This window comes from Pseudochrobactrum kiredjianiae, assembly GCF_030362795.1.
Classification (GTDB): domain Bacteria; phylum Pseudomonadota; class Alphaproteobacteria; order Rhizobiales; family Rhizobiaceae; genus Pseudochrobactrum; species Pseudochrobactrum kiredjianiae.
The window spans coordinates 1-25852 of sequence record NZ_JAUCBM010000023.1 but is presented as its reverse complement, the minus strand read 5'-3'; the positions used below and the strand labels follow the sequence as shown (position 1 = coordinate 25852).

Sequence of the window (25852 nt, the reverse complement as noted above, 5' to 3'; positions counted from 1 at the left end):
GCTAGGGCATAGACTCATAAACTTTGACACCAAATTCTTGTTGCGATGATTTTTACTGCAGCGATATAGTTCTCTGGGCACTTGTCGTAGCGCGTTGCGATGCCTCGAAACTGCTTGATTTTGTTGAAGAACCGTTCGACGAGGTTACGCTGCTTGTAAACCCAGCTTGAAAAAGCAAAGGAACCCTTACGGTTTGCTTTGGGTGGAATATTGGCCCATGCTTTGCATCTGGCGGCCTTGGCCCGCCGTCAGTATCATAGCCCTTATCTGCTAGCAGCGTATCACCGTCGCTAAGGCCGTCTGTCAGTGCATCAGCTTGTGTGCAATCAGCTACTTGCCCACCTGTCAGACGCAGCGTTACCGGTCGGCCTTCGGCGTCGACAAACGCATGGATTTTACTCGTAAGCCACCGCGGGAACGTCCCATGCTACCATCATTTCCATCCTCTTTTTTCCCGTGGCTCCATGCTGGTGAACACGGGCACAGGTGGTGTCAATCATGATGATGTCCCCATCGTAAGCCTCTGAGACGGCGTGAAAAAGCCGATCCCATACCCCAGCCTTACGCCAGCGGACAAAGCGATTATAGCAGGTGGTCGGAGGACCATACCGCTCCGGAATTTCCGCCCATGTTGAACCAGTTCGAAAACGCCAAAGAATTCCATTTAATACTAGACGATCATCAACGCGGGCAACACCGCGTGGCTTATTGGGCAATAAAGGGGATATGATTGACCATTCATGGTCCGTAAGTTCGTAACGACGGCGTGTCATCTAAGGCTCCATAATTCAACGAAAGTGAACCATAAGCGCCTCAATTTTCAAAATTATTTTATGAGTTTACGTCCTAGAGTAAGGGCTGCAAACGCGGGCTGGCTGAGGGAGGCTTTCTTCTCACCAACGCGCGATCAGAAAAAATTGAGCTGTTTAATCAGAAGGACTCTGCTAGGGCTTTCTACGATAGATAACAGCATGGAATATTCACAAAATGGATTGGGTTCCTATAGTCTTCGGTATTTTCAAGCTTGGCGTATTAGGTGTAGCCATGTTCTTCGCCATCAAGTGGCATCGCGATAAAGATAGGGAGGAAGAGCAGAGGAAAAGAGAAGAGGCGAAGATGAGCAGTGAGGCAGGCGGGTTGTAAGTACAAGCCTTATCGCGCTAAACGTGCCAGACACAGAACAGCAAAAAGCCCGCTCGAAGCGGGCTGATGAGGGCATGTTTCAGAGGTTAGTGTGCGTTATGCTTGAAGATCAACGTATCACCTTGAGATGTGATAAGTAATAGTTCAGGAATATCCTGAATAGCTTGATTGTGATCTTCTGATGTGAGGCCTTTTACAATAATGTGGGTGCAATCAGGGTGATGCAGCAGTACAGTTGGGAGCATCATGACTATGTTCGTAGCGGCATTGTCCGTTGTCGAATGATTTGAGACTTTTCGGTTTTCGGACGATTGGAGTTTCCGGCTCTGTTTTCGTGTTGATTTAAGCCGCTTTGGCTTGGTGGTTCAAGCGGCGTTTTTTGATGGTATCTCGTTTGATCCTTTCGCGTTCGAGCAGGATTGTCTGCCCGCGTCCGAAGTAGACATCAGTCGGGGTGAGATTGTCGAGGCTCTCGTGGTATCGGCAATGATTGTAATGCTCAATGAAAGCGGTGATCTGAGCCTCGAGATCCTCCTTGAAGAACTAGTTTTCGAGCAGGATGCGGTTCTTGAGCGTCTGGTGCCAGCGTTCGATTCTCCCTTGCGTCTGCGGATGGCTAGGAGCGCCATGGACTTGGCTGATCTTATATTTCTGTCACCCTTCACCAAGGTCGGAAGCGACGTAACACGAACCGTTATCCGACAGCAGGCGGGGACGATGCTCGACCTTAACCGTGTCACAGCCTGAGGCGGTTAGTGCCAGGTCCAGCGTATCGGTGACGTCCATCGGCACGCATGTTTGTGCTTAGCTTCCACGCGATGGTCTAGTGGCTGTCATTCTCGATCTGTTTTCTCGACGCGTTGTCGAGGAGTCAATGCTATTGCGCCAAAATACAAATCTGGTTTTACAAGCTTTGTTGATGGTCGTGTAGCGACGAAAGCTAAAAGAGCGGGTAATGATACATTCCGACCAAGGTTCCCAGTTTACAAATATAGACTGGGCTACATTCCTAAACAGCACACTTTGAGTAGAACCACAAACTGAAGACGAAGGGGAGCTAACAAACTAGGGGCTATTCAATACATGCTATGGTGGGTAGGTGTAGCTGTTCGATCTCTTTGAAGCTAATCACAGGTCAAGCGCATAAAAGACATTCAGTTTTCTATGTATTGCGCACATTTTGCAAAGGTTAATTTCTTTGCTGATCATGCTTATGAGAGCGGTGCAATTTATCAAAAATGACGTCCAGATACTACAAACAAGATGCAGATTTCTTTGCATCAATTCATATGACAGAATATGTATCTGGGCAAAAATCGGTCCATGCCTTTAGTATCAGTGTTGACTAAGCGATCGTAGCTTTAATCATTACTTCAGGTTATCGGGTGCCGGACTTTTTTTGCATTGGTAATCTATCGGTTCGGCACTATCGTATCATAACATGGAAACACAACCGGAAGAATAAAGCTCAATAAGAACGCTGTCTCCGGTGTAATTTATCTATCAATTCCATACATTGTGACGATTGGTGTGGAAGAGGGGGAGAGCCGTTGAGTGCAGTTCAGCCGGTTATGGCATCAGGAATGGCAAACGCTTCTGCCGCTACAGAAAAACTCATACGCCTTGAAAAATTAAGCAAACATTTTGGTTCTCACAAGGTCCTTGAAGATATTGATCTTGAGGTCGAGCAGGGGGAAGTGCTTGCGATTATCGGGCCGAGCGGATCAGGTAAAAGTACATTGCTGCGCTGTATCAACTATCTGGAGAAACCGGACGGCGGATTGCTGACTGTCGGCAAACTTCAGCTCGATGCAACAAAGCCGCCACAGCGTGCGCAGCTGAAAGAACTGCGCAGTGGTGTGGGTATGGTGTTTCAGTCCTTTAATCTGTTTCCGCATTTAAGTGTGTTGCGCAATGTCAGCCTGCCGCAAGAGCGTGTGCTGAAATGCAGCCGCAAACAAGCCGAAGAGCGGGCCATGCAACTGCTTGACCGTGTCGGACTTGCGGACAAAGCCCATCAATATCCTGGCCGGTGCTCTGGCGGGCAACAGCAGCGTATCGCAATTGCGCGCTCCTTGGCGCTCAATCCGCAGGTGATGCTGTTTGATGAACCGACTTCCGCGCTTGATCCTGAACTGGGGCTGGAAGTACTGGCAGTTATGCGTGAGCTTGCCGAAAGCGGCATGACAATGCTGGTCGTCACTCATGAAATGGGCTTTGCCGAAAATGTTTCCGATACAGTTATGATTATGGCTGACGGAAAAATTATCGAGAAAGGCCCATCAAAAGATATTATGCGCAATCCGCAGGAAGAGCGCACCAAACGGTTTTTGCGGGCGGTGCATGACCGATGACAGTTGATAATGTTCTGCTTATTCTTAGTGGTCTGCCTTGGACGATTGTTCTGACATTCGGTGCCTTTGCGATCGGTTGTTTGCTGGGAGTGCCATTGGTTGCAGCCAGAAAATCCACCTTTGCACCTTTTCGCTGGACTGCCGCAATTTTCATTCAGATCGTGCGGGCGCTGCCGCCAATATTGTGGCTGTTTATTATATTTTTCGGCGTGGGCATGAGCATAATGCCGATTAATCCGCTCTTTGCAGCTCTGATCGGTCTTGGTGTGATCGCCGGTGCCAATATGGCTGAGATTTATCGCGGTGCGCTTGCATCTTTGCACCATGGTCAATGGGAAGCGACAACGGCGCTTAATTTCAGCAGACGCCATACATTGATCGATGTGGTGATACCGCAGGCATTTCGTGTCGCTCTGCCGTCTTCCGCGAGTTATCTGATTGGCTTGATGAAGGAAACGGCTGTGGCATCGACAATCGGGGTTACCGATCTTGCATTTCGCGGAAACCAGTTGTCGCAGCTGACTTTCAAGGGGATAGAGGTCTTTGCTTTGGTTGGCTTGTTTTATATTTTTATGAGCCTGCCGATTGCCTGGCTGTCCCGTTCTGCTGATCGTTATTTACGAGCGAAGGTGGCACGCTGATGTTTCCGACACTTGAAGAATTTCATGAATGGATGCCGGCCTTGCTCGGCGGATTAAAGATCAGCCTGCAAGTGGCAACATGTAGTTTGATTATTGGTGTGCCGCTGGGGCTTTTACTGGCGCTTGGCGTTGAAGCCAAAACACGTACATGGCGCATCCTGAGCCTGTTTCTGGTTGAAGTTGGGCGCGGCGCGCCGGCACTTGTTCTGTTGCAATTTATGTATTTTGGCCTGCCTTCCACCGGATTGACCATGAGTTCATTCGGTGCTGCGGTTGTGGCATTGGCATGGAATACCGGCGCTTATACCAGTGAGATTATTCGCGCCAGCCTGCATGCCATCCCCGCCGGACAGAAAGAAGCTGCCGAGGCCATGGGGTTCAGTGCTTTGGACGAATTACGCTTTGTCCTGTTGCCGCAAGCTCTGCGTGTCGCACTTCCGGCACTCTTGGCCTTTGCTATCCTGATTTTTCAGGGGACTTCGCTTTGTTTCACGATTGCTCTGCCTGAACTGGTCAGCAATGCTTATGAGATCGGGTCGAATACATTCCGCTATATGCCTGCGCTTCTGCTCGCAGGGCTGCTTTATGCCAGTATTTGTGTACCGGCAGCGTGTATTGTTTCCTATGTGGAAAGACGTTCATCCGCTTATACCATCCGATAAAGTAAAGACAAAAAAGGGGAATAAAGATGATCAACGCAATTTGGAAAAAGACACTTACGGGAGCCGCAACTGCGCTGCTGCTGACATCTGTTGCACAGGCGCAGGACTGTAAGCCAAAACATGAGTTTAAAACCATAACACCCGGCGTTCTGACGATCGCTGTTACCAATTATGCGCCACATTCTTTTATTGATGAGGGCGGTGCTATGCGCGGTCTCGATGGTGATATCGCCACAGAATTTGCAAAACGCGAATGTCTGACAGTCAAGCCGATTGCTGTCGATCCGGCGGCGGCTATTCAGTATGTTTTATCTGGACAGGCCGACATTACGACAGGGGACTGGTATCGTACGGCGGAGCGCGCCAAAGTGATGAACCTGTCCTATCCGCTTTATAAAGATCAGATGGGTCTTTATTCGAAAGACGGGGTGAAAACCGTTGAAGATCTGGTTGGCAAGAAGGTCGGCACCGTTCAGGGTTATCTCTGGGTCACGGATGCCAAGAAAATGCTGGGGGCTGACCTGCGACTATATCCGAATTCGGTGAACATGCATCAGGATCTTCAGTCGGGACGCATTGATATCGGGATCGACGGCTATTCAAACGGTGCATATGCCGCGAAAAACGGCTCCCTTAAAGATGTGAAAATTGAGATTGCACAGCCGGACGATCGCATTCGTGCAACCAAAGAAGCTGCACAGGCAAGTCTTCCTTACGCCAAAAGTGCAACAGATTTTGGCACGGCACTGGATGCCAATATTCAGGACATGCATAAAGACGGGACGATTGCAGCAATCTTGAAATCCTATGGTCTCGATGAAAAAGCAGGCGATACCGGCGAGCCGATGCTGATCGAATAGACGTGTTTATAGAGGCGGAGCAGCAGTTGTACTCCTTTTGCTTATTACACAAAGGACAGCCATTGTTGCTCCGTTTCTTTCGATGAAGAATGACAGACAGTCCGTTTCATAAGGTGCTTATCATGACGCTCGACAGTTACTATTTGCTTGGCCGGTCGGGGTTACGCGTCAGTCGCCTTGCACTGGGCACAATGACCTTTGGCAATGCCGGTATTCGGGGCATTGGTGGCTCTTGGGGAACGGATGAAAATAATGCCCGTACTATTTTTCATCACTATATCGATAAAGGTGGTAACTTTGTCGATACGGCCAACTCCTATGGCGCGGGCTTAAGCGAAAGTCTGATCGGCCGGTTTATTGAAGATGCCGGACTGCGCGATCATGTTGTGCTTACAACAAAATATTCCAATAACCTGCAGCCCGGAAATCCGAATTCCGGTGGTAATGGCCGGAAGAATATGATGCAGGCGGTGGATGCATCATTAAAGCGACTGAAAACCGATTATATTGATCTCTATATGCTGCATACCTGGGATGGTATGACACCGGTTGAAGATGTTGTGCGCACTTTTGATGATTTAATCCGTGCGGGTAAAATCCGTTATTATGGCCTGTCTGATGTGCCCGCATGGTATGCTGCCCGCGCAATGACATGGGCTGAAGCCCATGCGCTTGCACAACCGATTAATCTGCAGCTACCTTATTCCCTGGTCGAGCGCAATATTGAACAGGAATTTGTGCCGCTGGGGCAGGCCTTAGGCATGGGCATTACCGCATGGAGCCCGCTGGCCATGGGGCTGCTTTCCGGAAAATACCGGTCTGGAGGACAAGGACGCCTGAGCAATGATGATGCGAATGGACTGGGATTGTTTACAGAGCGCAATATGCGCATCGTGGCAGCACTCGCAGATGTTTCCGACAGGATGGGAAAATCTATGGTGCAGGTTGCACTGAACTGGGTGGCAACCCAACCCGGCATCGCCGCTGCAATCATTGGCGCCAGTAAAATAACACAGATTGATGATAATCTGTCGGCGCTTGATTTTACAATTCCGCCGGAACTGCGCACTCTGCTAGATGATGCCAGCGCTGTGCAGCCTGCTTATCCTTATTCACTGTTTTCGGCAGAATATCAGGCCGGAATATTAAATACCGGCGTGACCGTCGGTGATAAACCAGGAGGTTATTGCCGGACAAAATTCGTGCCAAAGATTGAGAGCTATGCATTTGGTCAATCTGATGAGACAAGCTGAAACGCGGCTTTTAATCACGCACGGATAGTGCCTCACTCATTCAAAATCGTCCATCCGCCCGAGCGGGGACGCCGCAATATCATGCACGGTCTCGGCAGAACTGAGATCAGCATCGGCGCCCTGCATTAACAGCCAGTCACGGAAAATTTCAGCACCACGTTTTGCGGGTCTTTGCGCTGGCATAACCAGATGCACCGCATCACCGGAGCGATGGCAGACATCAATCGCAGGTACTAGTCTGCCCGCAGTAATATGATCATGCACAAGATGTTTCCAGCCAAGCGCGATGCCTTGCCCGTGAACGGCTGCCTTGATCGAGCTAAGCGCGTCCGTAAACACAAAATCCTGCTCGATCTGCGGAGCCATGACCCCATTATGTTCCAGCCATTCACGCCAGCCCAGACGGGAGCGATGGCGCTCTTCGAAATGCAGTAATGTATGTTGCAGTAAATCCTGTGGCGTCAGCGGCAAATTATGCTCTTTGAGATAAGCAGGGCTGCAAACCGGCCAGACTTCTTCGGTTACAAAATGCCAGGCGTTGATGCCGGGCCATTTGCCTTTACCCAGTCGTGCCGAGATATCGATATCTTCCTCAAGCATATCCTGATTATCACGGCTGCTTTCTTCAATGCGCAGTGCCACATCAGGATGCAGCTGCTTGAAACCTTTGAGGCGGGGCAGCAGCCAGAGCTGCACAAAGGAAGTCGAGAACGAAACACGGATAATATCCCGTGAGTGTTTCTTACGCATGGATGAGATCACCATATGCAGATGATCAAAGGTTTCCTGTGTTTCTTTATAGAGCCGCTCACCCTCAGCGGTCAGCTCTAAACGACTGCGCTCTCTGCGAAACAGTTTCAGCCCAGTTGCTTCTTCCAGCAGCTTGATGGTCTTGCTGACGGCCGGTTGGCTGACATTCAGTTCCTCAGCCGCAGCCGTGAAATTCAGCCGGCGTGCAGCGGCTTCAAAGACGAACAGATAATTGGCCGATGGGATAAGCGAACGGAGTCTGTGCATAATCTGAAGTTATACCTTTCGCAATATTTTATCAAGCTCACAGATGGAGGAAGCTTCTGTAATGTAACACTTAAAAGGGCTCAGAATAGTGCCGTACGGCCTGTTTAAAGCTTAAATAATATTTTGAAGGGAACCTGAAATGCAAACTCATGCACGTGCGGTCGTTATTGGTGGCGGTTGTGTCGGCGCTTCCATTCTTTATGGTTTGGCGAAGCGCGGCTGGTCAGATGTTGTGTTGCTGGAGCGTACACAATTAACAGCCGGATCAACATGGCATGCCGCAGGTCTGATCCCTTCTTATGCGCGCAGCATTAATATCGGCCGGATGATTGCAAAATCCATTGAAATCTATGAAGGGCTTGAAGCCGAGACCGGCCAGCATGTCGGCTGGCATAAATGCGGACAGTTGCGTATCGCCAACACGCGTGATCGTATGGATGAGTACAAAAGCTATATGAGTGTGGCTGAAGTACAGGGTATCCGCGCGGAACTGGTTTCACCGGCGCGTGCCCGAGAAATCTGGCCTTTGTTGGAAAATAACCACGATATGCTGGGCGCACTTTATCATCCGGATGATGGTCACATTGCACCTGCTGACGTGACGATGGCGCTTGCCAAAGGTGCGCGCGATCACGGCGCGAAAATCCATCTGAATACTGAAGTGCGCAGTATTGAACGTCTGCCGAATGGCGAATGGAAAATCTCAACCAATCAGGGCGACATTGTTTGTGAGCATGCCATTTCCGCTACCGGAAATTATGCGCGCCAGACCGGTGCGATGCTGGGGCTGGATATACCGGCTATTCCGATTATCCACCAATACTGGATTACAGATGCTGTGCCGGAAGTGATGGAGCGTAAACGTCAGGGGCTGCCGGAGATGCCGATCCTTCGTGATGAAGGATTTGAAGGCTATCTGCGTGAAGAGGGCGACGGCCTGATGTTCGGCCCTTATGAGAAAACCGAGCATTTGCAGTTATTTGCTGAAAACGGTGTTCCTGAATGGTTTGGTGCTGATCTTCTGGAGGAAGACTTCGATTCCGTTTCATGGAACTGGGAACGGGCGATTGATATGGTGCCGTCACTGGGGCGGATTGGTATCAAGGCGAATGTGCGCGGCCCGTTCCAGATGACAGCAGATGAGCTGCCTTTGGTTGGTCCCGCATGGGGATTAAACAATGTCTGGCTGGCCGAGGGCGTGCCGGGCGGCATCCTGTGGGGTGGTGCAATCGGCTACTACCTGTCCGAGCGTATCGTGGAGGGTGGCAACAGTCTGGATACCAGCGAGCTCGACCCGCGCCGTTTTGGTGATTATGCCAATAAAAACTGGACACGGGAAAAAGTGCGTGAAGCGTGGGGAACACATGCCGAGCAGCACTATCCGGGGCAGGATATGCCTGCGGCAAGACCACAGAAAACCGCGCCGTCCTATGATCGTCTGAACGAGCTTGGTGCCGTATGGGGCGTGCTGAACGGCTGGGAAATTCCGAACTGGTATGCACCTGAAGGCGTGGAAGCCAAAGACCAGTATAGCTGGCGCTGGACAGAAAAAGGCAAATATGTCGGCGAAGAAGTTGCTGCTGTACGTAACGCTGTCGGTCTGGTGGAAATGACACCAATGACCAAGTTTGAAGTTAGCGGCACAGGGGCAGAGGCCTGGCTGGATGGTATTCTCGCTAACCGTTTGCCGAAAACCGGTCGTGTCAATCTGACCCATCATTTGACCTCCAAAGGCACTGTTCAGGCGGAATATGTTGTCGCACGGATGAGTGAAGACAGTTTTTATATGATCTCGACACCGCGTGCTGAGCGCTGGAACTTTGATGATTTGTCCAAGCTTTTGCCTTCGGATGGCAGTGTTACATTACGCAATGTCACGAATGACCGTGGTTGCTTCACGCTCGTGGGGCCCAAAGCACGCGAAGTTCTGCAATCTCTGACAGAAATTGATCTGTCGAACGAGGCTTTCCCGTGGTTTGGCATAAAAACCGGCACTGTTGGCCTTGCCAGTGATGTTCGCTTGCTTCGCGTTAATTATGAAGGTGAACTGGGATGGGAGCTTTATCATCCTTTGGCTTATCAGCGGCAGTTACTGGAGGCCTTGCTCGCTGCCGGTAAAGAGCATGGCCTGCGACTGGTTGGTCTCCATGCGTTAGAATCTCTGCGTTTGGATAAGTCCTATCGTGCGATGTATCGGGATATGAATCCGGAACTCAGTGCATGGGAAAGCGGGCTCGACCGGTTTATCCGTCTGGATAAAGGTGATTTCATCGGACGTCAGGCTTTGCTGGAAGAAAAGGAACGCGGCGTTCAACAGCGTATTGTAACGCTGGCGATTGAAGCGGATGGCTTTAGCGTGCTGAGTAATGAGGGGCTTTACCATCAGGGTGAACTTGTCGGGCGCGTCACTTCAGGCAGCTATTCCTACACATTCGGTCACGATATTGCGCTGGGGCTGTTGCCTGTAGAACTGGCCGTGCCGGGGGCTGAGTTTGATGTGCCGGTGTTGGGAGAAATGCGTAAAGCACGGGTGATTGATGAGTCACCTTATGATCCGGAAGCAAAGCGCGCACGGCTTTAAAAAATACAGGTCGGGCAAGGTAATCTTGATTAAGGTGGTCGGTTTCCATGAGGCGGACTGAATTTAATGTGAGTACATACTTGGCCTGACCGCCCCTGTCAGAGTTGAAGTCGGGCCATTTTGTTGATGCCACAGGATGGCTTCAGGGACTGGTGGCTTGTAGTTCAGTGATGAATGCGAGCACCAGTGTTGTAGTGCCGTTGCCAGTTTTCGATGATGATCTTTGCCTCCTTGAACGTATAAAAGATTTCTCCGTCGAGCAATTCATCACAGAGTGTGGAAGCTTCGTAATAGCCGTGTCTCAGGTCCCTATAGTGGTTTTGTCCAAAACCAGATACAAGAAAGACCAGCCATGACCAATGCCATTATCTTACAGACCGTGCCGATTTTGGTGGCAATTGATCTTACTAGGACACGTCATAAGGTTCTCATTGATGTGCCGGAGAAGAAGTGTCGTCGACATCTGACAATCTTAAATCAGCGAGATGACTTCAGACGATTAATCGCAACAGTATTGGAATACACCCTGCAAGACCGCTTGAAGCATACATAACAGCTGGGATAAAATAACCCTAGGATGCGGAGGTTATGGATGGCAGAGCAAGTGGCTATTGTGCAGCGTGTAAACAGCTTCAGGGATAAGTTCGAGCTGCATCGTCAAAGATCGCAATAATACGCATTTGCGCCAAAAAGCGTATACCGCAATCGCTGCTAAGATGGCCCGCACTATCCATGCTATTATCAAAGGTTGCGACCATATCGTCCCTTCTTTGAGGGAGTGGATTACGCTTGTAGGTGCCAAGATGGCTTACATCATACCCGGCAGTCCATGGGAGAAGGAAGGGCTGTTGCGACAGCTTCAACTCCTGCAGGGGTGGCCAGGCTGAGTATGCACTAACATTGAACCCGTGGGGACAGATCACTCAGTTCAGGTCGCTAGGCATTAAACATTCATAGCGTCATATATCGAGCGTCATTTGTATAACGACCCATCTTTGGTGCTGTATGTCGGCGCAGTTCAATAGCTGACATCCCAACTCGACGCTCTTTCAAAATCCCAATGATCTGTAATTTGCCGAAGCGTCATTGTTGTATCTTCTGTCACCGTTTATGGGGAGCAGACTAATCAAGTTACGGGATATTTTAGGAAACCAGATCAAGCTGTCATTTTGATTATTCATTAATGTGAGAGGTTGCAGCTCTGTCACTGAGAAGATGATTGATCCGCGAAGAGTTTATTCGCCATGAAATCCACGAAAACGCGGATTTTCGGCGCAAGATAACGGCTCGTTGGCCAGAGAATTCTAAAAGCACCAGTGCCAGTTAAATGACTATCTAACAATGATACGAGTTTGCCCTGCGCAAGTTCATTTGTGACTGCAAAAGGCGGGAGACACGTGATGCCAAAAGATCGTTCTGCCAGGTAAATCAACGGCTCGAGCGTACTGGCTATAGTTGTGACAGGCAGATCCAGTTTCAGTGGCGTTCCATCGCGAACCAATGGCCATGGTTCCAGTTTTCCTGAGTTGGCATAGCGATGATGGAGACAGCGATGGTGCAACAGATCTTCCGGTTTTTCTGGTCGTCCATAGGTGTGCAGATAATCTGGTGCGGCAACAATCACATGCCTGAAATTGCCAAGTTTACGGCTCATCAACCGGCTGTCACGCACTTCACCGGTTCGGATCACAGCGTCAAAACCTTCCTCAATAACGTCCACCAACCGGTCGTTGAAATCGAGCTCTAAATTGATTTCAGGATAGGCTTTCATGAATTCTGAAATGGTTGGCATGAGTAGCATGCCTGCCATAGGAAGGCTCACGCGAAGTTGCCCGCGTGGGGTGTTTTGCGATTTTGATAATTGTGTACGGGCATTCTCAAACTCTGTTTGAATCCGGCGACAGGTTTCGAGAAAAAGGCTGCCTTCTTGTGTCAGCGCCATGCTGCGTGTGGAGCGATGGAAAAGCCGCACACCCATTTCATCCTCAAGTCGTGCCACAGCTTTGCCGACTGCTGAACCCGATAGACCAAGGCGATTGCCTGCCGCGGCAAAGCTGCCAGCTTCTGCAGCATTTACAAAAATATTGATGCTTCCGAGTTTATCCATATTGCACCTATTACGGAATTTATTTCCGCATTGTGAGGATTACGAGCGTATTTATTCAATATTACGATGAAGATATCCAGAGGCATCAGCGGTTTTACAGACCACAATTTCTCTAAATTTCTCAGGAAGTCTCATATGGATAAGCAACTTATAGCTGGTTTCGCAGCATCGCCTGCCACCACTTTCATCGTAAATGTCATACATGCTCATGAGGGCAAACAGGATGAAGCCTTCGCTATTATCCAAGACGTTGTTCACTACGTTTCCGAGCGCAAAGCAGGATTTCTCTGGAGTACGCTTTCAAAAAGCACGGATGGCCTGACCGTTGTGAATATCGAAGCTATTCAGGGAGCCGGAAATGTGGATGAATTTTTCACCGATCCGGTTTTTGTCGAGAAATTCAGAAAGCTCGATACTGTCTCGACGAGCGAATTTCACACTTATTCTGTTGATGATCTCGTGCTGCCTAAGCTTGGGCAAGCGGAGTGAGCGGGATGTCAGACATATATGTTGCTGGTCGCGCTGTTGATGCGCGCAATACCGGCGAAAAAAGCTTTCCTTTCTTGTCCTTATTGGCGCTTGCTGCTGTCGGTTTCATCACGATTTTGACGGAGGTGCTGCCCGCAGGACTTCTCACGCAAATTGCGGATAATCTCTCGGTTTCCGAAGCGTATGTCGGGCAGATGGTTAGTATTTATGCCCTAGGCTCGCTGATAGCTGCCATTCCTCTCACAAAGATGACCCAATCGATCAGGCGCAGACCGCTTTTGATTTCTGCACTCTTTGGTTTCCTAATCGCCAATTTGCTTACAGCCGTGTCACCATATTACTGGCTCATCATGATAGGGCGATTTATTGCCGGTGTTTCCGCAGGATTAAGCTGGGCGCTGCTTGCGGGCTATGCAGCGCGCATGGTGCCGGAAGAACAAAAAGGGAGAGCCATCACAATCGCCATGGTTGGCACGCCAATCGCTCTGTCGATCGGCGTGCCGGCGACAACATTCCTCGGTACGCTTATCGGGTGGAGGCTGTGTTTCGCCTTGTTAAGTCTGCTCGCGATCTTGCTGATAGTCTGGATCGCTACCAAAGTTCCGGATTTCCCCGGGCAGGAAGCATCTAAGCAACAATCGCTGCGTTCAGTCATTACAATGCCGGGCATTCGCTCAATTCTGTTTGTAACGCTGACATTCGTTCTGGCACATAATATTCTCTATACTTATGTTGTGCCGCTTCTTGCCAATGCTGGACTGGAAGAACGAGCCGATGTTATGCTGATGTTGTTTGGGATGGCGTCACTGGTCAGTATTTGGATCACCGGCGTGTATATTGACGGGAAACTTCGTCAGCTTTCCTTATTGTCAAGTTTGCTCTTCATCTGCGTTGCCGTTGCCATAGGGTTCTTTCCGCAACAAGCCTTAGTCATATGTGCAGTAGTTGTCGTATGGGGCTTTGCATTCGGCGGGGTAGCGACCTTGTTTCAAACCGCTCTTGCCCGTGCAGCTGGTGATGCAACTGATGTTGCCCAATCGATGCTTGTAACTATCTGGAACACGGCCATTGCTGGTGGCGGGGTGCTTGGAGGATTACTGTTGGAAAAGATCGGGATCAATGCCTTTTCACCAGCATTGCTTGGATTGCTTATACCGGCATTTGTAGCAACTTGGATCGCGCAGCGTCACGGGTTTCGTAATCACTAAAAACGGGCTGCGTGCTGTCGTTTTCACGAAAGGCGCGCAGCCTATTATTGGCTGAACACTTGGCCGCTTCCTTGCCCAAACGGGAAGTCTATTGGCATACCGTCAGATGCGAAGACTTCATACATTGTGCCTATATGAGGAAGAGCGCTTACTCATAAATGTGATTTGCTAATGTATTGCCGGAATATTCTGATCGCAACAGGCCAATCTCACTCAAACGTGGCATCAGTTCATCCAATGCCAGATTCATTGAGCCGGAAGAGCCGCCGGGTGCTGTAATAAAGCCGTCAATTGCACCGGCCTCCTGCCAATGCTTGACGCTTTCAACGGCATCGTCAACGGTACCGATAACCTGCCAGTGCCCTGCGCTGATCACTTCCGGTCTGTGGAGTAAGTCGCGCAGAACAGGCTCCTCACGTTCAATCAGCCTGCGCAGCAGACCGGCATGGGTTTTGCTACGCAATACGACTGGTACAGGTGGCAGGTCTGCGGCTTTGACCGGCTGGTCGTCTGCCCAGTTCGTGAGATCAAGACCGGTCATGTCACGAATCGAGGCAATTTTGCGGGCGCGGCTGGTTCGCGCATGTGTATAGATGAACAGTTCTTCTGCCTCTTTACGTGTCGGGGCGAGATAGAGGCTTAAACCGGGTAATAGGCGAACATCATCCGCCTTGCGCCCGTGACTTTCCGCGAGGCTACGCAAATCTTTTCGCAGATCTATGGCGGCGTCCAAATCGGGCGTGGCTGAGAAAATTGCATCAGCGACAGAGGCGGCAAAGCTCCGGCCTGCAGGTGAAGCACCGGCCTGAAACAGAGGAATGGCCACATCGCGATAGGACGGCAGGTTGAGCGGGCCCTTGACCTTAAAATGTGCACCTTCGTGGTGAACCGGCTGGATAAGACTGGTATCAGCAAATTGTCCACTCTGCCGGTCACGCTTCAAAGCAGCATCAGGAAAGCTCTCCCATAGGCTGCGCACAACTTCAGTAAATTCTGCAGCTCTCGCATAACGCTCATCCGAGGACGGCATGGTTTCAAGGCCAAAATTCTCGTTACCATCCAAGGCGGTTACGATATTCCAGCCTGCACGGCCATTGCTGATCTGGTGCAGCGACATGATCTGCCGCGCCACGACATAAGGCGGCATGAAGGTGGTGGAGACGGTTGAAAGCAAACCGATTTTGGACGTTTCCCGCGCCAGTGCGGCCATCAGTACGGTTGAATCGAGACTGCCGAAACCGGGGCTGGTTTCCATGATCGGCGCATTAAGGAAAAGGCTGTCCGGTCTGAAGATAAAATCAAGCTTTGCAGCTTCAGCGCGGCGCGCAATATCAACAAAAAAATCTGTACCGAATGTATGTTCGATATTGCTGCCTTCATGGCGCCAGCCGTCACCGCTGAGCCATGTGGGAGCCAGCGACATGCCGATATGAAGTTGTTTATGAGCCATCGCGCTTTCCCGTCATGTCTTCAGAGTGTCTGTCATTCATAAAAATCGCAGCCCTTAAACGGGCTGCGGAAGAGTGCTGCGATCAGAAGCTGCCTTTAATGCCAACGCCAAACATACGCGGCAGTGTCATGCTGGCTTCAACGCCGCCAATCCCGCGATTGGTCTGCATATAAGTTGGGGCGCGTTCATTGAAGATATTCTTGACGAAACCATAGAGTTCAACCTCTTCAGTGAAGGCATAGCTCATCCGCGCATCTGCCACTGTATAAGGCTTCATCCAGAACGTCGGTGTATTAGCAATATCGGAGAAATAACCGTCGACATGGCGTACCTGACCGGACACATTGAATTTATCCGTGACATCCCAGCTTGCGCCGATGCTGAACATATAACCCGGGGATTTGGCAAATTCGTTGCCTTCGTAAGCGACATTGTTTGAGATGGTATCAATTTTGGTACGCAATATACCGGCACTTGATTTCACTGTCAGATTATCGAGAAGCTGATAATCAAGACCGAGTTCCATACCGTAGCTATGTGTCTTTTCGGCATTGATGGTATAGGACTGGAAGACACCCGTAGAGACCTCAACTGGAATATTATATTGGGTATTCTTCATATCCATATAAAACACGTTGCCGTTGACCGTCAGCCGGTCATCAAGCAGTTTCGCACGTGTAAACAGCTCGTAGTTCCACAGCGTTTCTTCTTTAAAAGACTGCCATCTGCTCGATGTTGCTGCCGGATTAATATAGAGCGAAACTCCGCCCGGATTATAACCGCGATTGATCAACCCGCCGAAAGTCAGATCAGGCGTCACATCATAGGCAAGCGAGAGTTTTGGCAATACAGCCGAAAAAATCTCATCATAATTGACCGGTTCTGCTGCCATAACCGAAGTGCCGTTACGACGGATTTTATCTTGCTGATAGCGCAGGCCACCGGTTGCCGTCCATTGATCGGTCAGCTTGTAGCTGACTTCTGTAAAGACACCGATATTGTCTTTTTTATCATCAAAGGCAGAGATACCGCGCAAATACAGCGTTTCGTCAGATTTGGTATGGGCATAGAAAATACCCGCAACACCACTGATAGTGTCGTCCTGACTGCCAAAATTCACGCGGCTTTCATTGGAAATGTTGGTCTGGTTAATATCGGCATCACCGTTATTGACAAGGCCGGTAATGCGGTTGACGCCGGATGCCGAATATTGTGTTTGATTGAAAAGTCTGATCCCGTTATCCAGCTCATAGCTAAGATCAAGAATGCCAGTATTGGTATGTTGTTTCCATGACGGCATAGTGGTGGTTGCATGTTCCAGCTCGTTGAACGGTGCAGAGGCGGCTTCCTGAGATGGGCGGTTTGTAGCATTATGCGAATAGGTTAGCTTGGCCTCAAAGCCGGAGAGTTCTGCCGGCTGCCAAAGCATTTTAAAGCGTGCATTGAGCGCGCGGAAATTCTGATTGGTGTCTCCGTGCTGGAAGGCCGGACTGATATAATCAATGAATGTATCGCGCCCGGAATAATCAACAGCCAGACGCGCCGCAAGCTCGTCCTTATAAAGCGGGCCTGAGAGCATAAAGGATGTGCGCTTGGCGTTATAATTGCCGATTTCAGCCTGATAGGCTGCTTCAGGCGTAAATGTCGGGTCTTTGGTGTTGACGACTATTGCACCGGCAATTGCATTCGCCCCCTGTGATGTCGTCTGCGGGCCGCGGAATACCTCAATATTATCAAGATCCCAAACGGATGTCGCACCAAAGAAATATTCATTATAGTTCAGATAGTGGCCGTCGAGATTGATGGTGGCGCGCGGTACCGTGCCGCCCCAGAAAACATTCTGTCCGTTATTAGGGCCTTGCGTATCCTGTCCGCGAATGATCGGCGCACTGACTGTGTCGCTGTACATGACATTGGGGATTTCTTTAATAACCTCGGAGACGGATGTGTCTCCGGTTTTTTCTTTAGCAATGGTCGTACCGCTAATGATGGTGACCGATGTCGCTGTTTTCTGTAGGTCACGTTCCAGTTTCTCGCCGGTGATGACAATCGGCGCGAGAACCAGAGGCTTACTGCCTGTTGCTGTCGTGTCGTCCGCATGAGCACTGTGAGCCATCAGAGCGGTGAGTGTTACAGTGCTGACACTGTAGAAAAACCTGCGATTAAAACAGCGGGACATGGGATGACCTTAAATATGAGTAAGATATTCATATTCATTAGACGATGAGTGTAAGATTCCACAATAAGGAATGCATACCGCAAGGCGGTAATTTCTTTGGATAATGTTGGATGTTGCATTTTGGCAACGTGACTATGAGACCGGCAGATTGCCGCAGATGAGGATCAGCCTTGTGAAATAGCCATAATCATGAATGACTTCATGTGTTTACAAGGTTAGACTAGCACTGCTTCGCCGGTTTACCTGTGGCAGGCGTTGTTATGGGAGGAGAAACCAGTTTGACGGCACCAGTAGACGAAACAGAAAATTCAATGGAAGCTTTCCCTGAAAAGCGTTCTGGAACTATTCAGTCTGTTTCGATTGCCACGCGCTTTCTCCATATCCTTGCCAATGCCCAAAGTGAGTTGGCACTTGGTGAGGTTGCCCGCCGTGCGGGTACCGGCGGTTCAACGGCGCATCGTTATTTACAGAGCCTTGTCAAAGAAGGTCTGGCCAAGCAGGATCCGGCCAGCGGATTATATGATCTGGGACCTGCGGCACTCAGCATCGGCGTGAGTGCGTTACGACGCATTGATGCGGTGGAAGTTGCGGCAAAACACATGAAAGCGCTGACGCACCGCCATGCCATCAGCGGTGGTATTGCGATCTGGACAGACAGAGGGCCGACACTGGTACGTTGGTACCGAAGTGCGTATTTCTCAGTAAATCCGCTGGCACTTGGTGATATTCTGCCCGTTGATAATACGGCTTGCGGCCTGATTTTTCAGGCTTTTTTGCCCAAAGCCAATATTGATGCCGCGCGCAAATTACAGCCTGCGCATTTTCGCGGCACCCCGACGAATAAAGCGGTGCTTGATAAGGTGCGTTCAGAGCAATGGTCAGAAATGACCAGTCACTTACTTTCTAATGTAACAGGACAGGCCGCGCCTGTCTTTGATGCACAGCAGGAGATTGTGTGTGTTATGACCACAGTAACGGATCTCGGGCAGTTGCAGAGTGAAGAAGAGCGTATGGCACTGTTCCATGAAGCAAAACTGGTCAATCAGGCAACGGGCGGATTGCAGCCCGAATAAATTTAGTCGCGTGCCTTATACTGTCCCAAGGGAACGATAAGCGGGGTGCCGGAAACAGGATCTGCAATGATCATGGATTTCAGCCCGAAAACAGTGTCAATCAATTGTTCACTGACGATTTCTTCAGGTCTTCCCTCCGCTGCAACGGCTCCGTCACGCATGGCAATCATATGCGATGCATACCGGCAGGCATGGTTCAGATCATGCAAAACGGCGACAATCGTACGCCCCTGACGATTGAGGTCTGCAAGCAGATCCAGCAATTCAATCTGATGGGCGATGTCCAGAAAGGTTGTCGGCTCGTCCAACAACAGGATCGGAGTTTCCTGCGCCAGAACCAGCGCAATCCACACACGCTGACGCTGACCACCGGATAATTCACTGACCTGCCGGTTGGCGAGCGCTGATATTTGCGTGGCTTCCATTGCTTGCATCACAGCCTGCTCATCATCCGCTGACCATTGTCGCAAAAACGACTGATGCGGATAGCGGCCACGGGCAACGAGGTCGGCGACGGTAATACCGTCCGGCGCAACCGAGCTTTGTGGCAGCAATCCCAAACGCCGAGCGGTTTCTCTTGGCGGCAGGGTTGCGATTGACTGGCCGTCGAGAATGACCTGTCCTTTTGCGGGTTTCAGCAGACGGGATAGTGCCCGTAATAATGTAGATTTTCCGCAGGCATTGGGTCCGACAATGACCGTGAAAGATGCATCCGGTATGGCTATGGTCAGACCCTGCGAGATCGTTCTTTCATCATAACGCAGTGTTACGTCATCAGCATGCAGGCGATGCGTCATCAGGTTTTCCACTCATCAGCAATTTTTGCATGTGTATTGCATTGTAGAACGCATTCTGCAATATGGAGTCTGTTGCTCAAGTATTTATTGCTGCCGTTATGTGGCTGAAAATCAGCAGAAAAAGAATCCGTTATGATATTTGCAAAACGTTTTTTCGTCCTGTTTGCAGCGATGTCTGCTTTGCTGTTTTCTGTGCCTATTGCCTTGGCAAAAAATGCGGACTGGCCGCGGACTATCAAGTATGATGCCGGTGAAGTGACATTAAAAGCGAAACCATTACGGATTGTTTCCACTACGCCGAGTGTGACCGGAATTTTGCTGGCGATCAAGGCGCCGGTCGTTGCAACTGCGGCAACCACCCCAAGCGCCTTGACCGATGATAAAGGCTTTTTCACGCAATGGGCGGGGATTGCTGATGAGCGCGGTGTTGAAATTCTTTATGCAAATCTTGATTTTGACCTTGAGAGCGTTATCGGCTGGGAACCGGATTTGCTGATTGCATCTGCAACCGGTGCTGACAGTGTTATTCAGCATTATGCTGAGCTGGAAGCGCAGAATATACCAACACTTGTTGTGAATTATTCCAACCAGAGTTGGCAGACGATTGCAACACAACTGGGCAAGGCGACAGGGCTTGAGACAGAAGCAAAACAGGCTATTGCCCGCTTTAACAGCCTTGCCACAGAGGCAGCAGGCAAAATCCAGCGCCCTGCAGAACCGGTAAGTATTGTTGGGTATAGTATCGGCGGCAGCTATTCCATTGCCAAACCAGCCAGCCCGCAGGCACAACTGCTGACAGCACTCGGGTTTGAGGTGGCCGGACTTCCGGCAGAGCTGGAGGCGGATGTCAGCCGTAGTACGGATTTTGCTTTTATTTCACATGAGAATTTGTCGGCGGCCATTGCAGGAAAATCTGTTTTTCTGATGCGCGGCACGGAAGCGGACGTGCAGGCATTTTTGACTGATCCGGTTTTACGCAATCTTGATGCTGTTTCCGCTAAACGGGTTTATCCGCTCGGTATGACATCCTTCCGGATTGATTATTATTCAGGCCTGCAAATGCTTGAAACCATTGTCAGGCAATTGCCGCGGTTATGAGTGTTTGTTCTGAAAAGCGCACACCATGCCGCAACACAAGCCATGCATTGTTGCGCAAACGGCGTGCTTATGGCCTGATTACGGGCGTTGTTTTGCTGTTTCTACTTGTGCTGGCCAGTCTGGCGCTGGGTTCCAGAACCATTGCTTTGCGTGAAACCTTCAATGCCCTGCAAAATTATGACCCGCAGAATGATCTGCATCTGATTGTCAGGGAGTTACGCATTCCCCGTACTCTTGTTGCTGTGCTTGCAGGCCTGGCGCTTGGTGTTGCCGGTGCAATTATGCAGGCCATTACCCGTAATCCGTTAGCGGAACCCGGACTTTTAGGGGTTAATGCCGGTGCGGCTGTAGCTGTTGTGACCGGTATGACGCTGTTCGGGTTGACCACCATGCAGCACTATGTCTGGTTTGCATTTGCCGGTGCCGGACTGGCGGGGATCACAGTGTTTTTTCTCGGGCAAGCACATTTATCAGGCACAAATCCTGTGCGTCTTGTGCTGGCTGGTGCTGGTTTGTCGATCGTTCTTGCATCGGTGACCGGCATTATTATCGTCAATTCCCCGCTGACAGTACTGGATCAGGTGCGGCACTGGTCTGCAGGCTCTGTTGAGGGCAGGGGCTATGATGTGGTCGCTATTCTTGCAATTGCAGTTTTGATCGGGGTGATTACTGCTGCTGCTCTTGCCGGAAATCTCAATGCAATCGTGCTGGGCAGGGATATGGGCGAGGCTTTGGGTGTCAATATTCGGCTGACATGGATTATTGCCTGTTGTGCAGTGATGTTGCTGGCCGGTGCTGCAACTGCCGCTGCAGGACCTGTTGGTTTTGCCGGACTGGTTGCGCCGCATATTGCCAGAATGATGACGGGTCCCAATTATCGCTGGGTTTTGCCTTACTCCGCACTGTTCTCGGCAATATTGCTGTTGGGAGCTGATGTGACCGGGCGTATCATTGTACCGCCGTCTGAAATTGCTGCCGGTATAATTATCACGTTGATTGGCGGGCCGTTTTTCATCTTCGTTGTCCGTAAATACAGGTTGAATAAGCTATGATAAAAACCGATGGTACGATTATTCTGCGAACAAACAGTTTTTCCGTTCAGTGGCAGAAGCGTGTCATAGCAGTCTGCTGCATTTTGGTGTTCGGCATCATTGCGCTAAGCCTGTTGCATATCGGAAGAGGTACGCTGAATTTTACGCCGTCTCAGATCATGGAAAGCTTGTTTGGCACCAGTGATAATCCGACGGCTGACCGTGTGATCTGGCGTATTCGTTTGCCGCGTCTCGTTACCGCGATTTTTGTCGGGGCATCACTGGGCATGGCGGGGTCCGTTTTTCAGTCAATATCACGCAATGCGCTTGGCTCTCCGGATATTATAGGCTTCACAACCGGTGCGGCGACGGGGGCAATTATTCAGATTATCTTGTTCAATGCGGGGCCTTTGGAAACATCCCTTGCAGCCGTGCTTTCAGGCATTGGTGCTGCGATTTTAGTCTTTGTGCTGTCATTGAAAAAAGGGTCTACGGGTGGTTATCGGCTGATCCTGACCGGCATCGGCGTTGGTGCCATTCTTTCCGGTATCAATACTGTTTTATTGGTCGTGGGTGATCTTGATCAAGCTGCATCTGCACAGTTGTGGCTGGCGGGTTCACTAAATACGCGGACATGGGCGCATGCTGTGCCGGCGGTGCTCGGTTTTGTACTGATCGTTCCTCTGATGATCTTTTATACCCGACGCATGAATTTTCTGGAAATGGGAGATGATGCAGCAAGGCAACTGGGCATTGCGACAGAGAAAACCCGTCTGATGATGGTGATTGCAGCCGTTGGACTGACGGCAATCGCAACGGCTGCGGCGGGACCTATTGCATTCATCGCGCTTGCGGCACCACAATTGGTACGTCGTTTGACGCGTTCGTCCGATGTGCCGGTTATTTCCGGTGCATTGATGGGTGCGGTTTTACTGCTTGGAGCTGACCTTCTCAGCCAGAACTCACCGCTCAATCTTAAAATGCCTGTTGGTCTTACGACAGGCTTGCTGGGTGGGATTTATCTTTTATGGTTATTAGGTCGTGAGAGAAGGATATAAAGGCGGCTTTTTTGAGTAGGCTCTGCTCTTGTGCGCGGTTTTAGCAATATCGACAACTATCTCCCGTCCTTTGATGGCAGCTGCGCAGGGAGAGAGCCATCCGACCATGAAAATTGCTCAAGTGATACCAGAATGATTATGACGCATGAATAGTTATAGACTATCATGCTGTACTACTATCGGGATAAGCGGTAATATCTCCAATAAACATGCGCTCATCACGCCGCTAAGCAATTTATCTATACCGATTTATTGTAATTTATTTGCATTTTATAAATAGAGCTCTTTTGCACTTTAAATATATTTTGTATATCGCAATATGATAATTTGTAAGACCATCATAAACCCACTGTGAAGGTCATTGCATAAGGGGAGATTCGTCATTTTCTAGACGAATGACCCATGAAAATTGGCATAAAAAACGAAACCTTAGCCGCATAACAAATTGCGTTATTGCTTTCGCTGTTTCAGATGGCAAAAACACTGCCATCGGACAACTCTAATTGACGCAGACGATCTCTAACATCGTTGAGTTTAGGACATAGAAGAACGCAGTGAACGGGGAGGAGTTTATGGCTGGGCAGTCAACGCTATCTGATTGCAGAATTGATGCCATGCTGAATACTGGTTTTTGTTACTGGCAATGATGGACGCGATGTGCGGAAGCTCCGGCATGTGAATGAGCGACGAAGGATGCAATGTCAGCTGTTCAATTTCGGCTAGCATAACGTCCCATTCCATCAAAGAAGCTTGGCCTTCCTGCGTTTCTGCATGCCATAGTTACTGCCAACGAAAGAAAGAATATCAGTCGTATGCGCTCAAAACAGACTAGTGAACTGTATCCAAAATTCTTGGTGCAGACTTACGTCTGTCTTGCACTTACTGGTGCAGGTATCATTCCGGTGCAAGCGGCCTGCAGCTAGGCGGGAACTACAGTAATCTGCTCGGGCAATCCTACCCCGCTAGCATCACATTTTTCTAGCGATCTGAACAATGTTAGCGCGACCGTCAATCCGGGCGCGAGTCTTGGCGTATAGTTTGGCGTTGGTGGTGCGGCGATGCAGTTTACAGGCAATAATGTCACGCTGACGAATAACGGTACGATTGACCCGTCAAGGCTTGGCTTTGGACTTGGCGTTGTGTCGAGTGGCGGTGTGGTTGGCGCTGCCGCAGCGAGCAACGCCTTCGTTACCAATAACGGTACGATGAAAGGCTCTACCGGAGTGGCAATCAATGGCGTAACGGGGATGGCATTATCAGTGCAAAATGGCACTGGCGGTACATCGCATATCACGAACACCGGCTCGATAGGCTCGACTCCGCTAACCGGAGACAATGGTCGGAGTAGATGCACCTGTCGTCGTCGCTTACGGGGCGGTGCGGTTAATATGACGAATAGTGGTACAATCAACGGCAGTGTGTCGATGGGTGCAAGCGACTCCAACACATTTAATGCGGCAACGGGTTCGTCGGTTAATAAGGCTGGTGGTACTGGTACTGCGTTCAATATTGTTTTTAACGGACACACACTCAACATCGCCGCACAGGCTTGATCGATGGTGGTGCAGGCGGGGACAACACACTCAATTTGCAACAGGGGGCTTCGGCGAGCGGCATGATCGCGGTCAACACTTACATCAACTTCAATCACCTAAATGTCCAGAGCGGTAACTGGACTATCAACGGTGTGTCGACAGCGCAGGATGCAACATTGTCCGGTGCTGTGGCGATCTTCAACAACAGCGCTTCGCTCGGCACAGGTACCACCAGTAGTTATGGCGGCAGTTTACAAGCGGGCGCGGCGGGGCTCGATATTTCCAACAATGTGATGCTCTACACTGGTGGGTTGGCTTTACAAGGTACAACCGGCCTTAAAATATCGGGTGTGATATCTGGCGATGGCGCGCTCGTGAAGCACGATGGCGGCACGAACCTCAACGGCGACAGCTTGGTGGCAGCAACGCGCTCACATTGAAGGGCGTAGTCTCTGGTGCGGGCGGCCTAGGACGTAAACTCATAAAATAATTTTGAAAATTGAGGCGCTTATGGTTCACTTTCGTTGAATTATGGAGCCTTAGATGACACGCCGTCGTTACGAACTTACGGACCATGAATGGTCAATCATATCCCCTTTATTGCCCAATAAGCCACGCGGTGTTGCCCGCGTTGATGATCGTCTAGTATTAAATGGAATTCTTTGGCGTTTTCGAACTGGTTCAACATGGGCGGAAATTCCGGAGCGGTATGGTCCTCCGACCACCTGCTATAATCGCTTTGTCCGCTGGCGTAAGGCTGGGGTATGGGATCGGCTTTTTCACGCCGTCTCAGAGGCTTACGATGGGGACATCATCATGATTGACACCACCTGTGCCCGTGTTCACCAGCATGGAGCCACGGGAAAAAAGAGGATGGAAATGATGGTAGCATGGGACGTTCCCGCGGTGGCTTACGAGTAAAATCCATGCGTTTGTCGACGCCGAAGGCCGACCGGTAACGCTGCGTCTGACAGGTGGGCAAGTAGCTGATTGCACACAAGCTGATGCACTGACAGACGGCCTTAGCGACGGTGATACGCTGCTAGCAGATAAGGGCTATGATACTGACGGCGGGCCAAGGCCGCCAGATGCAAAGCATGGGCCAATATTCCACCCAAAGCAAACCGTAAGGGTTCCTTTGCTTTTTCAAGCTGGGTTTACAAGCAGCGTAACCTCGTCGAACGGTTCTTCAACAAAATCAAGCAGTTTCGAGGCATCGCAACGCGCTACGACAAGTGCCCAGAGAACTATATCGCTGCAGTAAAAATCATCGCAACAAGAATTTGGTGTCAAAGTTTATGAGTCTATGCCCTAGC

20 protein-coding genes and 6 pseudogenes are annotated in these 25852 nt (G+C 50.2%); 18 read left to right on the top strand and 8 right to left on the bottom strand.

Annotated elements, in window-relative coordinates:
- Positions 1 to 14 precede the first annotated feature (14 nt).
- A pseudogene (locus QUF18_RS19390) lies at positions 15 to 773 on the bottom strand (IS5 family transposase).
- A 214-nt stretch (positions 774 to 987) separates the two neighbouring features.
- On the opposite strand from QUF18_RS19390, the gene QUF18_RS19385 reads away from it, so the two are divergent.
- Positions 988 to 1143, top strand: a complete 156-nt coding sequence (locus QUF18_RS19385) for a hypothetical protein (RefSeq protein ID WP_289388901.1) — start codon at positions 988 to 990, stop codon at positions 1141 to 1143.
- Positions 1144 to 1485: 342 nt separating this feature from the next.
- Here QUF18_RS19385 and QUF18_RS19380 read toward each other — a convergent pair.
- A pseudogene (locus tag QUF18_RS19380) lies at positions 1486 to 1963 on the bottom strand (transposase); the annotation flags it as partial.
- Between the two features lie 6 nt (positions 1964 to 1969).
- Here QUF18_RS19380 and QUF18_RS19375 point away from each other — a divergent pair.
- From QUF18_RS19375 to QUF18_RS19350, 6 genes and pseudogenes are all read left to right on the top strand, one after another.
- Positions 1970 to 2155, top strand: a pseudogene (locus tag QUF18_RS19375) (DDE-type integrase/transposase/recombinase); the annotation flags it as partial.
- A 559-nt stretch (positions 2156 to 2714) separates the two neighbouring features.
- Positions 2715 to 3497 carry an amino acid ABC transporter ATP-binding protein gene (locus tag QUF18_RS19370; protein WP_374788381.1) on the top strand — a complete coding sequence of 261 codons (783 nt, stop codon included), beginning with the start codon at positions 2715 to 2717 and terminating at the stop codon, positions 3495 to 3497.
- Entirely contained in the window at positions 3494 to 4138 is a 645-nt protein-coding gene (locus QUF18_RS19365; RefSeq protein ID WP_289388900.1) for an amino acid ABC transporter permease, read from the top strand. Before QUF18_RS19370 ends, QUF18_RS19365 begins: the two co-directional genes overlap by 4 nt.
- Positions 4138 to 4800, top strand: coding sequence for an amino acid ABC transporter permease (locus tag QUF18_RS19360; protein WP_289388898.1), 663 nt, complete (start codon positions 4138 to 4140; stop codon positions 4798 to 4800). The genes QUF18_RS19365 and QUF18_RS19360 overlap by 1 nt, the downstream gene beginning before the upstream one ends.
- A gap of 26 nt (positions 4801 to 4826) precedes the next feature.
- Positions 4827 to 5660, top strand: a complete 834-nt coding sequence (locus QUF18_RS19355; protein ID WP_289388897.1) for a substrate-binding periplasmic protein — start codon at positions 4827 to 4829, stop codon at positions 5658 to 5660.
- A gap of 122 nt (positions 5661 to 5782) precedes the next feature.
- Positions 5783 to 6913, top strand: a complete 1131-nt coding sequence (locus QUF18_RS19350; protein ID WP_289388896.1) for an aldo/keto reductase — start codon at positions 5783 to 5785, stop codon at positions 6911 to 6913.
- Positions 6914 to 6949: 36 nt separating this feature from the next.
- On the opposite strand, the gene QUF18_RS19345 is transcribed toward QUF18_RS19350, so the two are convergent.
- The gene (locus QUF18_RS19345) at positions 6950 to 7930 is read right to left on the bottom strand and encodes a LysR substrate-binding domain-containing protein (RefSeq protein ID WP_289388895.1); all 981 of its coding nucleotides are present in this window, start codon (positions 7928 to 7930) and stop codon (positions 6950 to 6952) included.
- A 139-nt stretch (positions 7931 to 8069) separates the two neighbouring features.
- Here QUF18_RS19345 and QUF18_RS19340 point away from each other — a divergent pair, with 139 nt between their 5' ends.
- On the top strand, positions 8070 to 10511 hold the full coding sequence (locus tag QUF18_RS19340) for a GcvT family protein (protein ID WP_289388894.1): 2442 nt from the start codon (positions 8070 to 8072) through the stop codon (positions 10509 to 10511).
- 135 nt (positions 10512 to 10646) lie between these two features.
- Here the strand turns inward: QUF18_RS19340 and QUF18_RS19335 are convergent.
- Positions 10647 to 10810: pseudogene (locus QUF18_RS19335) on the bottom strand (integrase core domain-containing protein); the annotation flags it as partial.
- Between the two features lie 269 nt (positions 10811 to 11079).
- On the opposite strand from QUF18_RS19335, the pseudogene QUF18_RS19330 reads away from it, so the two are divergent.
- Positions 11080 to 11307: pseudogene (locus QUF18_RS19330) on the top strand (IS110 family transposase); the annotation flags it as partial.
- Between the two features lie 408 nt (positions 11308 to 11715).
- Here QUF18_RS19330 and QUF18_RS19325 read toward each other — a convergent pair.
- Positions 11716 to 12618, bottom strand: a complete 903-nt coding sequence (locus tag QUF18_RS19325; protein ID WP_289388893.1) for a LysR family transcriptional regulator — start codon at positions 12616 to 12618, stop codon at positions 11716 to 11718.
- 135 nt (positions 12619 to 12753) lie between these two features.
- Here QUF18_RS19325 and QUF18_RS19320 point away from each other — a divergent pair, with 135 nt between their 5' ends.
- Together QUF18_RS19320 and QUF18_RS19315 are read left to right on the top strand one after the other, a co-directional pair.
- On the top strand, positions 12754 to 13107 hold the full coding sequence (locus tag QUF18_RS19320; protein WP_289388892.1) for an antibiotic biosynthesis monooxygenase: 354 nt from the start codon (positions 12754 to 12756) through the stop codon (positions 13105 to 13107).
- A gap of 5 nt (positions 13108 to 13112) precedes the next feature.
- Positions 13113 to 14315 (top strand): MFS transporter, encoded by a 1203-nt coding sequence (locus QUF18_RS19315; RefSeq protein ID WP_289388891.1) that lies wholly within the window; start codon positions 13113 to 13115, stop codon positions 14313 to 14315.
- A gap of 148 nt (positions 14316 to 14463) precedes the next feature.
- On the opposite strand, the gene QUF18_RS19310 is transcribed toward QUF18_RS19315, so the two are convergent.
- Positions 14464 to 15765: an NtaA/DmoA family FMN-dependent monooxygenase gene (locus QUF18_RS19310; RefSeq protein ID WP_289388889.1), complete on the bottom strand. Its 1302-nt coding sequence runs from the start codon at positions 15763 to 15765 to the stop codon at positions 14464 to 14466.
- 82 nt (positions 15766 to 15847) lie between these two features.
- On the bottom strand, positions 15848 to 17944 hold the full coding sequence (locus QUF18_RS19305; RefSeq protein ID WP_374807235.1) for a TonB-dependent receptor: 2097 nt from the start codon (positions 17942 to 17944) through the stop codon (positions 15848 to 15850).
- A gap of 311 nt (positions 17945 to 18255) precedes the next feature.
- Here QUF18_RS19305 and QUF18_RS19300 point away from each other — a divergent pair, with 311 nt between their 5' ends.
- Positions 18256 to 19017 carry an IclR family transcriptional regulator gene (locus QUF18_RS19300; protein ID WP_289388902.1) on the top strand — a complete coding sequence of 254 codons (762 nt, stop codon included), beginning with the start codon at positions 18256 to 18258 and terminating at the stop codon, positions 19015 to 19017.
- Positions 19018 to 19019: 2 nt separating this feature from the next.
- Here QUF18_RS19300 and QUF18_RS19295 read toward each other — a convergent pair whose 3' ends face one another.
- A complete protein-coding gene (locus tag QUF18_RS19295; protein ID WP_289388887.1) occupies positions 19020 to 19814 on the bottom strand; it encodes an ABC transporter ATP-binding protein in 795 nt (264 codons plus the stop codon).
- A 132-nt stretch (positions 19815 to 19946) separates the two neighbouring features.
- Here QUF18_RS19295 and fepB point away from each other — a divergent pair, with 132 nt between their 5' ends.
- The 6 genes and pseudogenes from fepB (at position 19947) to QUF18_RS19265 (ending at position 25838) form a co-directional block, all read left to right on the top strand.
- Entirely contained in the window at positions 19947 to 20912 is a 966-nt protein-coding gene (fepB, locus tag QUF18_RS19290) for a Fe2+-enterobactin ABC transporter substrate-binding protein (protein ID WP_289388886.1), read from the top strand.
- Entirely contained in the window at positions 20909 to 21964 is a 1056-nt protein-coding gene (locus QUF18_RS19285) for a FecCD family ABC transporter permease (protein WP_289388884.1), read from the top strand. Before fepB ends, QUF18_RS19285 begins: the two co-directional genes overlap by 4 nt.
- A complete protein-coding gene (locus tag QUF18_RS19280) occupies positions 21961 to 23001 on the top strand; it encodes a FecCD family ABC transporter permease (protein ID WP_289388883.1) in 1041 nt (346 codons plus the stop codon). Before QUF18_RS19285 ends, QUF18_RS19280 begins: the two co-directional genes overlap by 4 nt.
- A 1058-nt stretch (positions 23002 to 24059) precedes the next feature.
- Positions 24060 to 24554, top strand: a complete 495-nt coding sequence (locus QUF18_RS19275) for a hypothetical protein (protein ID WP_289388881.1) — start codon at positions 24060 to 24062, stop codon at positions 24552 to 24554.
- Entirely contained in the window at positions 24551 to 24976 is a 426-nt protein-coding gene (locus QUF18_RS19270) for a hypothetical protein (RefSeq protein ID WP_289388880.1), read from the top strand. The genes QUF18_RS19275 and QUF18_RS19270 overlap by 4 nt, the downstream gene beginning before the upstream one ends.
- 103 nt (positions 24977 to 25079) lie before the next feature.
- Positions 25080 to 25838, top strand: a pseudogene (locus tag QUF18_RS19265) (IS5 family transposase).
- The last annotated feature ends 14 nt before the right edge of the window (positions 25839 to 25852 follow it).

Excerpts from the sequence above, each read along its gene's own strand:
- QUF18_RS19295 (WP_289388887.1), bottom strand. The coding sequence starts at position 19,814 with ATGACGCATCGCCTGCATGCTGATGACGTAACACTGCGTTATGATGAA.
- QUF18_RS19355 (WP_289388897.1), top strand. The coding sequence starts at position 4,827 with ATGATCAACGCAATTTGGAAAAAGACACTTACGGGAGCCGCAACTGCG.
- QUF18_RS19275 (WP_289388881.1), top strand. The coding sequence starts at position 24,060 with ATGCAGTTTACAGGCAATAATGTCACGCTGACGAATAACGGTACGATT.
- QUF18_RS19300 (WP_289388902.1), top strand. The coding sequence starts at position 18,256 with ATGGAAGCTTTCCCTGAAAAGCGTTCTGGAACTATTCAGTCTGTTTCG.
- QUF18_RS19350 (WP_289388896.1), top strand. The coding sequence starts at position 5,783 with ATGACGCTCGACAGTTACTATTTGCTTGGCCGGTCGGGGTTACGCGTC.
- QUF18_RS19345 (WP_289388895.1), bottom strand. The coding sequence starts at position 7,930 with ATGCACAGACTCCGTTCGCTTATCCCATCGGCCAATTATCTGTTCGTC.
- QUF18_RS19325 (WP_289388893.1), bottom strand. The coding sequence starts at position 12,618 with ATGGATAAACTCGGAAGCATCAATATTTTTGTAAATGCTGCAGAAGCT.
- QUF18_RS19340 (WP_289388894.1), top strand. The coding sequence starts at position 8,070 with ATGCAAACTCATGCACGTGCGGTCGTTATTGGTGGCGGTTGTGTCGGC.
- QUF18_RS19310 (WP_289388889.1), bottom strand. The coding sequence starts at position 15,765 with ATGGCTCATAAACAACTTCATATCGGCATGTCGCTGGCTCCCACATGG.
- QUF18_RS19305 (WP_374807235.1), bottom strand. The coding sequence starts at position 17,944 with ATGTCCCGCTGTTTTAATCGCAGGTTTTTCTACAGTGTCAGCACTGTA.
- QUF18_RS19360 (WP_289388898.1), top strand. The coding sequence starts at position 4,138 with ATGTTTCCGACACTTGAAGAATTTCATGAATGGATGCCGGCCTTGCTC.
- QUF18_RS19280 (WP_289388883.1), top strand. The coding sequence starts at position 21,961 with ATGATAAAAACCGATGGTACGATTATTCTGCGAACAAACAGTTTTTCC.
- QUF18_RS19370 (WP_374788381.1), top strand. The coding sequence starts at position 2,715 with ATGGCATCAGGAATGGCAAACGCTTCTGCCGCTACAGAAAAACTCATA.
- QUF18_RS19285 (WP_289388884.1), top strand. The coding sequence starts at position 20,909 with ATGAGTGTTTGTTCTGAAAAGCGCACACCATGCCGCAACACAAGCCAT.
- QUF18_RS19365 (WP_289388900.1), top strand. The coding sequence starts at position 3,494 with ATGACAGTTGATAATGTTCTGCTTATTCTTAGTGGTCTGCCTTGGACG.
- fepB (WP_289388886.1), top strand. The coding sequence starts at position 19,947 with ATGATATTTGCAAAACGTTTTTTCGTCCTGTTTGCAGCGATGTCTGCT.
- QUF18_RS19320 (WP_289388892.1), top strand. The coding sequence starts at position 12,754 with ATGGATAAGCAACTTATAGCTGGTTTCGCAGCATCGCCTGCCACCACT.
- QUF18_RS19385 (WP_289388901.1), top strand. The coding sequence starts at position 988 with ATGGATTGGGTTCCTATAGTCTTCGGTATTTTCAAGCTTGGCGTATTA.
- QUF18_RS19315 (WP_289388891.1), top strand. The coding sequence starts at position 13,113 with ATGTCAGACATATATGTTGCTGGTCGCGCTGTTGATGCGCGCAATACC.